The sequence below is a fragment of the Clostridium sp. ATCC 25772 genome, from assembly GCF_001573875.1.
Taxonomy (GTDB): domain Bacteria; phylum Bacillota; class Clostridia; order Clostridiales; family Clostridiaceae; genus Clostridium_J; species Clostridium_J senegalense.
Window position 1 is genome coordinate 39,527 of the sequence record NZ_LFRG01000032.1, and the last position, 6,751, is coordinate 46,277.

Below are 6,751 nucleotides of genomic sequence, written 5' to 3' on the forward strand. Positions count from 1 at the left end.
TTCGCTAACACTTGATGCTCTTCTAACTTTATACTTATATCTAAAAGTTCAAAGCCAGTCCCGAACAACTACGCTACATAGTAGCTACCTGGGGACTGGCTAACTTTTTTATTTATATAACTAAATTATAAGAGCTACTATCTATTTTATGGAACTACATTAGTCGTGCCTGTCCCATTTGTTGCGGCTGTGAATTTTGAATATAGTTTTAGTTTGTTTTATATCCTAAACTCAGATTTTACTCCCTCTAATTCAAAGAAACTGGTAGTCCAGTTTCAACCAACATTGTCAAATGTCAATTGTCCATTGTCAATTTCCAAAGAACTACCTCAACTAAGTAAGCGATTATACCAAGTTCTACCTCCATCACAAATGGGACAGGCACGGTAAGTTTATTTTCTTCGCTAACACTTGATGCTCTCCTAACTTTATATTACTAACACAATAACTCAAAGCCAGTCCCCAACAATTTCAAAGAAAGTGGTTGCCACTTTCCTCCTAAATTCTTAATTCATAATTCTTAATCCTTAATTTTTTCTTATTTTATTCCCATAACAAAATAAGCAAAGAACCAGTACCTGACAAATTTGCTCAAGTACTGGTTCTTCCAATGAAACAACTATATATTTATGGTTGTTCATAGTAAAATTCATTTTTTATTTCTAAAAATTGTTCTAAGTCATTTAAAAATTGATATAGCATAGCTCTATTTTCGAATTCTTCTCTTGTTGTTGGTAATTCGCTTTCTTTAAATTTTTCTCTTAGTTCTTTTAAGTCTTTTAATAACATTTCACAGGAGTTTTGTTCTGCTAAATTTTCTCCTACTTTTTTAGTGAAATCTGCTATCATCTCAGTCTGTTCATAGGTCATAAAGAATTTTTCAAAATGTGAACGCATTCTTTTTACACATTTAAACTGTTTTATTCGCATTTCCATATACTCAAGATAATAACTTTCATCAGACATAAAATAGTTGTTTAAGTTTATGTACGCTTTCTTTTTAGCTGCATATAACTTTTTTTCTAAATCATTAAATTTTTTGTCTTCTTGCAGCGAAACTGAAAGCTCTCTTAATGCTCTAGACATATCTATAAATATATCTTTTAATGCATCTTCTATGTATTTTTTATCTCTTATTATGTATTCTTCCATATTTTTCATATATAAATTCAATAATAAAGCTACACCAACACCTATAGCTATTAATCCTAATTCATTTATAATTAGTTCTTTAGTTATTGCTCCTTCACCTAAAAAGTGTGTAGCTAAAACTGAACTCATTACAATACCTTCTGAAATGTTTAATTTTACTGCAACAGGTATAAATATAAGCATAAAAAGAGCAAATACTACTGGATTAAACCCTAGAAGTTCCATTAATATTCCTGATATTAATAATCCTATAATACAGGCCCCTATCCTTTGCAAAGCAACTTTAAAAGATTTACGTTTTGTATTTTGTATACTAAGTATTGTAATAATGCCTGCTGATGCATAAAATTTCAACCCCAGGAATTGAGCAATTAACATAGAAATTCCTGTGCCTATAGCTGTTTTTAATGTTCTATTTCCTATTTTCAAATTAACACCACCTTTTAAGTCATATGTATTATAATTTCATTTTCATAATAAAAATATTTTTATAGTTATGGGATTCTTTAGTTAAAAGTGAATAGTTGCAACGCTTTGCTAGTTAAAAATATGTTGAACATTACTATTCGCTTCGTTCATCGTAATGTTCAACGTATTTTGAATCTACAAAAGTAAAACTTCTAAGTAAGCAATCTCTTAAAGTTCTACCTCCATCACAAGAGGGACAGACGCGTAATTGGCTACTTTTCTATACTTTGGTATAAATGCTTTTGTTGATTTTAGCTTTTCTTCAATAATGCTCAAAGTCGGTCCCCATTATTCAGTTTTAGTAACACACCTGAGCAATCAATTCCTTACAGTATTGACTCCATTACAAATGGGACAGGCACGGTATGTTTATTTTCTTCGCTAACACTTGATACTCTCCTAGTTTTATATTTTTTAACTAATAAATCAAAGCCAGTCCCGAACAATTTTAAAGAAACTGGCAGTCCAGTTTCAACCGACATTGTCAATTGTCCTTTGTGCATTGTCAATTACATAATTTGTTATGGCTGCACATTTTGAAAATATTACATATTTCAAGTTAAAAGTGAACAGTCATGGTTATTACTAATCACTTCGTTCCTAGTAATGCTAAACGTACTTTTTTAAATCATTTTCAGAAAGTGGTTACCACTTTCATCCTGAATTCTTAATTCATAATCCTTAATCCTTAATTTTTTTAATTGTCCTTTATCCTTTGTGCATTGTCAATTCCTAAATAATTAATGCAATTTATATATTATGTATTATATCATTTATTATTTCTTTTGTTTTTTATTTATTTTTAATTTTTTTAAATAATTTCTTTGTATTCTTTCATTTTATGTTTATTATTTTTATTTTTGGATATTAATTAGAGAGTACAGTAGTATATACCTGTACTTTTATTTTGATTTTAAGGAGGTATTTTTATGAGTAAACAAGTTTGTTCTTTATGCGCTGGAAAAAAATTAGTTAAATGTGATTGCACAACTGATTGTGTTAAAAATCATTGTACTTGCTGCGGAGGTTCTGGTCAACATGCTTGCCCTGAATGTGGCGGTAAAGGCTATACTGAAAAATAGAGAAGACGGGTTTTCCCCATCTTCTCTATTTTTTTAAGGTCTATATTCTTGTGTTATTTTTACTATTTTATTGTTTTCAAATTCAACTCTAAATATTGGTATTCCTGACCAATTAGTTCTTAATTCATCAAAAGTTATTGGTTTAGTTCCAAGAAAGCCATTCGAATCTAAATTTTCATTCCCTATTACTTTTATTTCCACATCATCGCTAATTTCTACATCTACTAATTCACTCATTGGTATATCCTGACCAAGATTTGGCATCCATGGTTTTCTACCTTCTTCATATACTATGTTTGAATCAAATTTATAAAATCTAGCATATTCTTCTACTTCTTTGATGTCATTACTAAATTTATTGAAATTTCCAAACATACCTTTTTTACCATCATTCTCATAAAACGTCATTACATTAAATGAAAATTCCTTTTCATTGTTTAATCTTTGTTCTGTAAAAACTTCTACTGAAAACTTTCCACCTATTATATTAACTGATTTATAATCATCTAATTGTGGTTTTAAATCAACTATACCTTGTGATTCTGATAAAAGTATCGGCGATTCTGTTTTTGCTGATAAAGCCGCTCCTGATAATACATCAGGAAAAGTTTTCCCACCAACAACAAATATATTTTCACCATTTAAATCTTCTTTAAAGTGATTTAACACTTTCATAGATGTTTCATATCTATTGTTACCAGCTAAGCGTATAACTTCACTTCCTTTTGTATTAGCTATAATATCTTTAATTTCATTTTCAACCTTATCACTTATAGCTTCTGCTCCTCCAGCTATAAATACTTCTTTAGGCTTTATTTCCTCTATTTGCTTAATTGCACTAATTTCTAAAGTATCTTTTTCTGTTAACAATATAGGATACTGCTTAGCCCCTGATATTGGTGACATACTTAATGCATCTGCAAAACTTTCAGAACTTGCTATTATAACTGGTGTTCCCTCTTTCACTTCAGCTTTTCTTACTATTTTTGTGTTAGTTTCATATCTATCTCCTCCACCAATTCTCTCTATATTTTCATACCCAAGTTTTTTAAATTCCTCAACGTAACTATAACTTATTATTCTATCTCCACCTAATAAATATATTTTCCCACTAGTATTTAAATTCTCTTTGATAAATTCTATTTGTTTCATACTATCTTTAGGATTAAAATCAAGTGAAATTATTGGTGCATTATATTTTTTAGAAAGTATTGCACCACTTAAAGCATCTGGATAATCTTCTCCACTTACAAGTATTACAGCATCCATTTTTTTATCAGATATAAATTTTTTAGCAACTTCAATAGATGTTTTATACCTATCAGTTCCCCCTATTCTATTAACCCTATTGTTTTCAGCCATAGCATCAATAGGTGTAAAACATATTCCTAAGATTGCAGCACCTATTAATAAATAATTTATTTTATTTTTCATGACTAAACCTCCTTTAATTTATGTTTCATCTATATGTTATCATATATAGAAAATTATGTAACAAATGTTTCTATCTTGTAATAATTTTGCAATTTAAGCAAAAAAGAAAAGAACTAATCATTTTAGTTCTTTTCTTTTTTATTTAAGGTCTATATTCTTGTGTTATTTTTACTATTTTATTATCTTTAAATTCTATATTGAAAATACTACTTCCTCTAAATCCTTGATTATTTTTTAGGTTGTCAAATGTTATCTTTTTAGTAGCCATTACATTTCCATCACCCATTTTATTCCAATCTATAACATTTATATCTACATCATCACTAACTTCTATTTTTGCTGAAGTACTAATTGGTATATCTTGTCCACCATCAAGTATATAGGTTTTTCCACCCTTTTCATTAACTATAGCTGTAGGTATTTTATAATACTTACAATACTCGTCTACTTCTTTTATATCTGTGCTAAACTTTTCAAAATTTCCAACAATATAATTCTTTTCATCTTCTTTAGATGCGGAATTTATATAAAATAAGAAGCTTTCTTCATTATTTAATCTTTGTTCTGTAAATTTTTCTACTGAAAATTTACCACCTAGTATATTAACTGATTTATAATTATCTAGTTCTGGTTTTGAATCAACAATAGTTTGTGAATTAGATAGAAGTATTGGTGATTCTGTTTTTGATGCTAATGCACTTCCTGATAATGCATCTGGGAAAGTTTTTCCACTAGCTATAAAAATACTGTCATCTTTCAATTCTTTACTAAAGTGATTTAATATTTCCATAGATGTTTCATATCTATCTTTTCCAGATAAACGTATAACTTCATTTCCTTTTGTATTGGCTATTATATCTTTAATTTCATTTTGTACTTCATCACTTATAGCGCCTACTCCACCAGCTATGAATACTTCTTTAGGTTTTATTTCTTCTATTTGTTTAATTGCACTACTTGTCAAAGTATCTTTTTCTGTTAACAATATTGGATATTGCTTAGCCCCTGATATTGGTGACATACTTAATGCATCTGCAAAGCTTTTAGAACTAGCTATTATAACTGGTGTTCCTTCCTTTACTTCAGCCTTTTCTACTATTTTTGTATTGGTTTCATATCTATCTACTCCACCAATTCTTTCTATGTTTTTATATCCTATTTGTTTTAAATAGTTAATATAATTATTGTTTATATTTTTTTCTCCACCTAATAGATATACTTTTCCATTAGGGCTCAATCTTGATTGAATAAATGCTATTTGCTCCATACTAGTTTTAGGATCATAATCAACTAAAATTATAGGAGCATTATATTTTTTAGAAAGTATAGAACCTGTTAATGCATCTGGATAATCTTTTCCACTTGCAAGTATTACGGCATCTACACTTTCATCTCCTACAAATTTTTTTCCGATTTCAATAGATGTTCCATATCTATCACTACCATTTATTCTAGTAACTCTATTATTAGCAGCATATGCATTGATAGGTGTAGAGCAAACTCCTGCAACCATAGCACTTATCAATAAACAAGTTATCTTTTTCTTCATGACTCAACCACCCCTTTTATACCTTATATGATCATAAATATATGTTAACAAAATTTACAACTTATGTAAATGAAATTGATAGCTTTAATAAAGAACTTTTTGTATAAATTATAAAACAAATTACATTCTTTTTTAAATCATTTTCAGAAAGTGGTTACCACTTTCATCCTGAATTCTTAATTCATAATTCTTAATCCTTAATTTTTTTATTTTATTCCCATAACAAAATAATCAAAGAACCAGTACCCCTATTTTGGTTTTAGTAAAATTTTCAAACAAGCAATTACCCCTAGTGTTGGCTCCATCACAAGAGGGACTTTTTCAGTTAAGAGTTAAGAGTGAATAGTTAACAGTTGTGGTTATTACTACTCACTTCGTTCCTAGTAATTCTCAACGTATTTTTGAATCTAGTTTTACTAACAAAATCTAAGTAAGCAATAAATTATAATCTTAGCTCCATAACAAATGGGACAGGCACGATAAATTTATTTTCTTCGCTAACACTTGATGCTCTCCTATTTTTTTTATTTTTCCACTAATAAATCAAAGCCAGTCCCTAACCTCTACGTAGCAAAGCTACTTTATTTCAAAGAAACTGGTGATCCAGTTTCATCCTGAACTCTTAACTATTAATTCTTAACTATTAACTATCTTAAGGACCGGCTTTGATTTCTTTAGATTTTATTGATAACCTTTCGATTTCACTGTGACAATCACTTATGGAAAATATACTTTGATACGCCTGTCCTTCTTGTTACGGCTGTATACCTTGAATTTAGCTTTGGCTAATTTTATCCCTCAAACTCAAAATTTACTCCCTCTAATTCAAAGAAACTGGTAGTCCAGTTTCAACCAACATTGTCAATTGTCCTTTGTCCATTGTCAATTTTTCCAAACTCTCTACCTCAACTAAGCAAGCAATCACTCAAAGTTCTGCCTCCATCACAAGAGGGACTTTTCTAGTTAAGAGTTAAGAGTTAAGAACATTTCTGTTTATTATTTAAAACGGAGTTTGCAAAAAAATGCACCTCCTTGTATTATGAAGTTGTTAATCAAACATAATAGG

At 29.1% G+C, this 6,751-nt stretch carries 5 protein-coding genes; 1 reads left to right on the top strand and 4 read right to left on the bottom strand.

Translation table 11 applies throughout. The features are described from left to right. Window positions 1-627: 627 nt before the first annotated feature. Together AZI32_RS11935 and AZI32_RS18445 are read right to left on the bottom strand one after the other, a co-directional pair. A complete protein-coding gene (locus AZI32_RS11935) occupies window positions 628-1,581 on the bottom strand; it encodes an aromatic acid exporter family protein (RefSeq protein ID WP_010293699.1) in 954 nt (317 codons plus the stop codon). 365 nt (window positions 1,582-1,946) lie between these two features. Then, complete coding sequence (locus tag AZI32_RS18445; protein ID WP_157450902.1) at window positions 1,947-2,102, bottom strand: hypothetical protein; 156 nt, start codon at window positions 2,100-2,102, stop codon at window positions 1,947-1,949. A gap of 447 nt (window positions 2,103-2,549) precedes the next feature. On the opposite strand from AZI32_RS18445, the gene AZI32_RS18450 reads away from it, so the two are divergent. Further along, window positions 2,550-2,702 (top strand): hypothetical protein, encoded by a 153-nt coding sequence (locus AZI32_RS18450; protein ID WP_010293700.1) that lies wholly within the window; start codon window positions 2,550-2,552, stop codon window positions 2,700-2,702. A 33-nt stretch (window positions 2,703-2,735) separates the two neighbouring features. On the opposite strand, the gene AZI32_RS11940 is transcribed toward AZI32_RS18450, so the two are convergent. Together AZI32_RS11940 and AZI32_RS11945 are read right to left on the bottom strand one after the other, a co-directional pair. Beyond that, a complete protein-coding gene (locus AZI32_RS11940) occupies window positions 2,736-4,136 on the bottom strand; it encodes a cell wall-binding repeat-containing protein (protein WP_061996058.1) in 1,401 nt (466 codons plus the stop codon). A gap of 142 nt (window positions 4,137-4,278) precedes the next feature. Then, the gene (locus AZI32_RS11945) at window positions 4,279-5,685 is read right to left on the bottom strand and encodes a cell wall-binding repeat-containing protein (RefSeq protein WP_061996059.1); all 1,407 of its coding nucleotides are present in this window, start codon (window positions 5,683-5,685) and stop codon (window positions 4,279-4,281) included. Window positions 5,686-6,751: the final 1,066 nt, after the last annotated feature.

Bases quoted from the DNA above. Each gene is read 5' to 3' on its own strand.
- AZI32_RS18445 (WP_157450902.1), bottom strand. From the start codon at position 2,102: ATGTCGGTTGAAACTGGACTGCCAGTTTCTTTAAAATTGTTCGGGACT.
- AZI32_RS18450 (WP_010293700.1), top strand. From the start codon at position 2,550: ATGAGTAAACAAGTTTGTTCTTTATGCGCTGGAAAAAAATTAGTTAAA.
- AZI32_RS11940 (WP_061996058.1), bottom strand. From the start codon at position 4,136: ATGAAAAATAAAATAAATTATTTATTAATAGGTGCTGCAATCTTAGGA.
- AZI32_RS11945 (WP_061996059.1), bottom strand. From the start codon at position 5,685: ATGAAGAAAAAGATAACTTGTTTATTGATAAGTGCTATGGTTGCAGGA.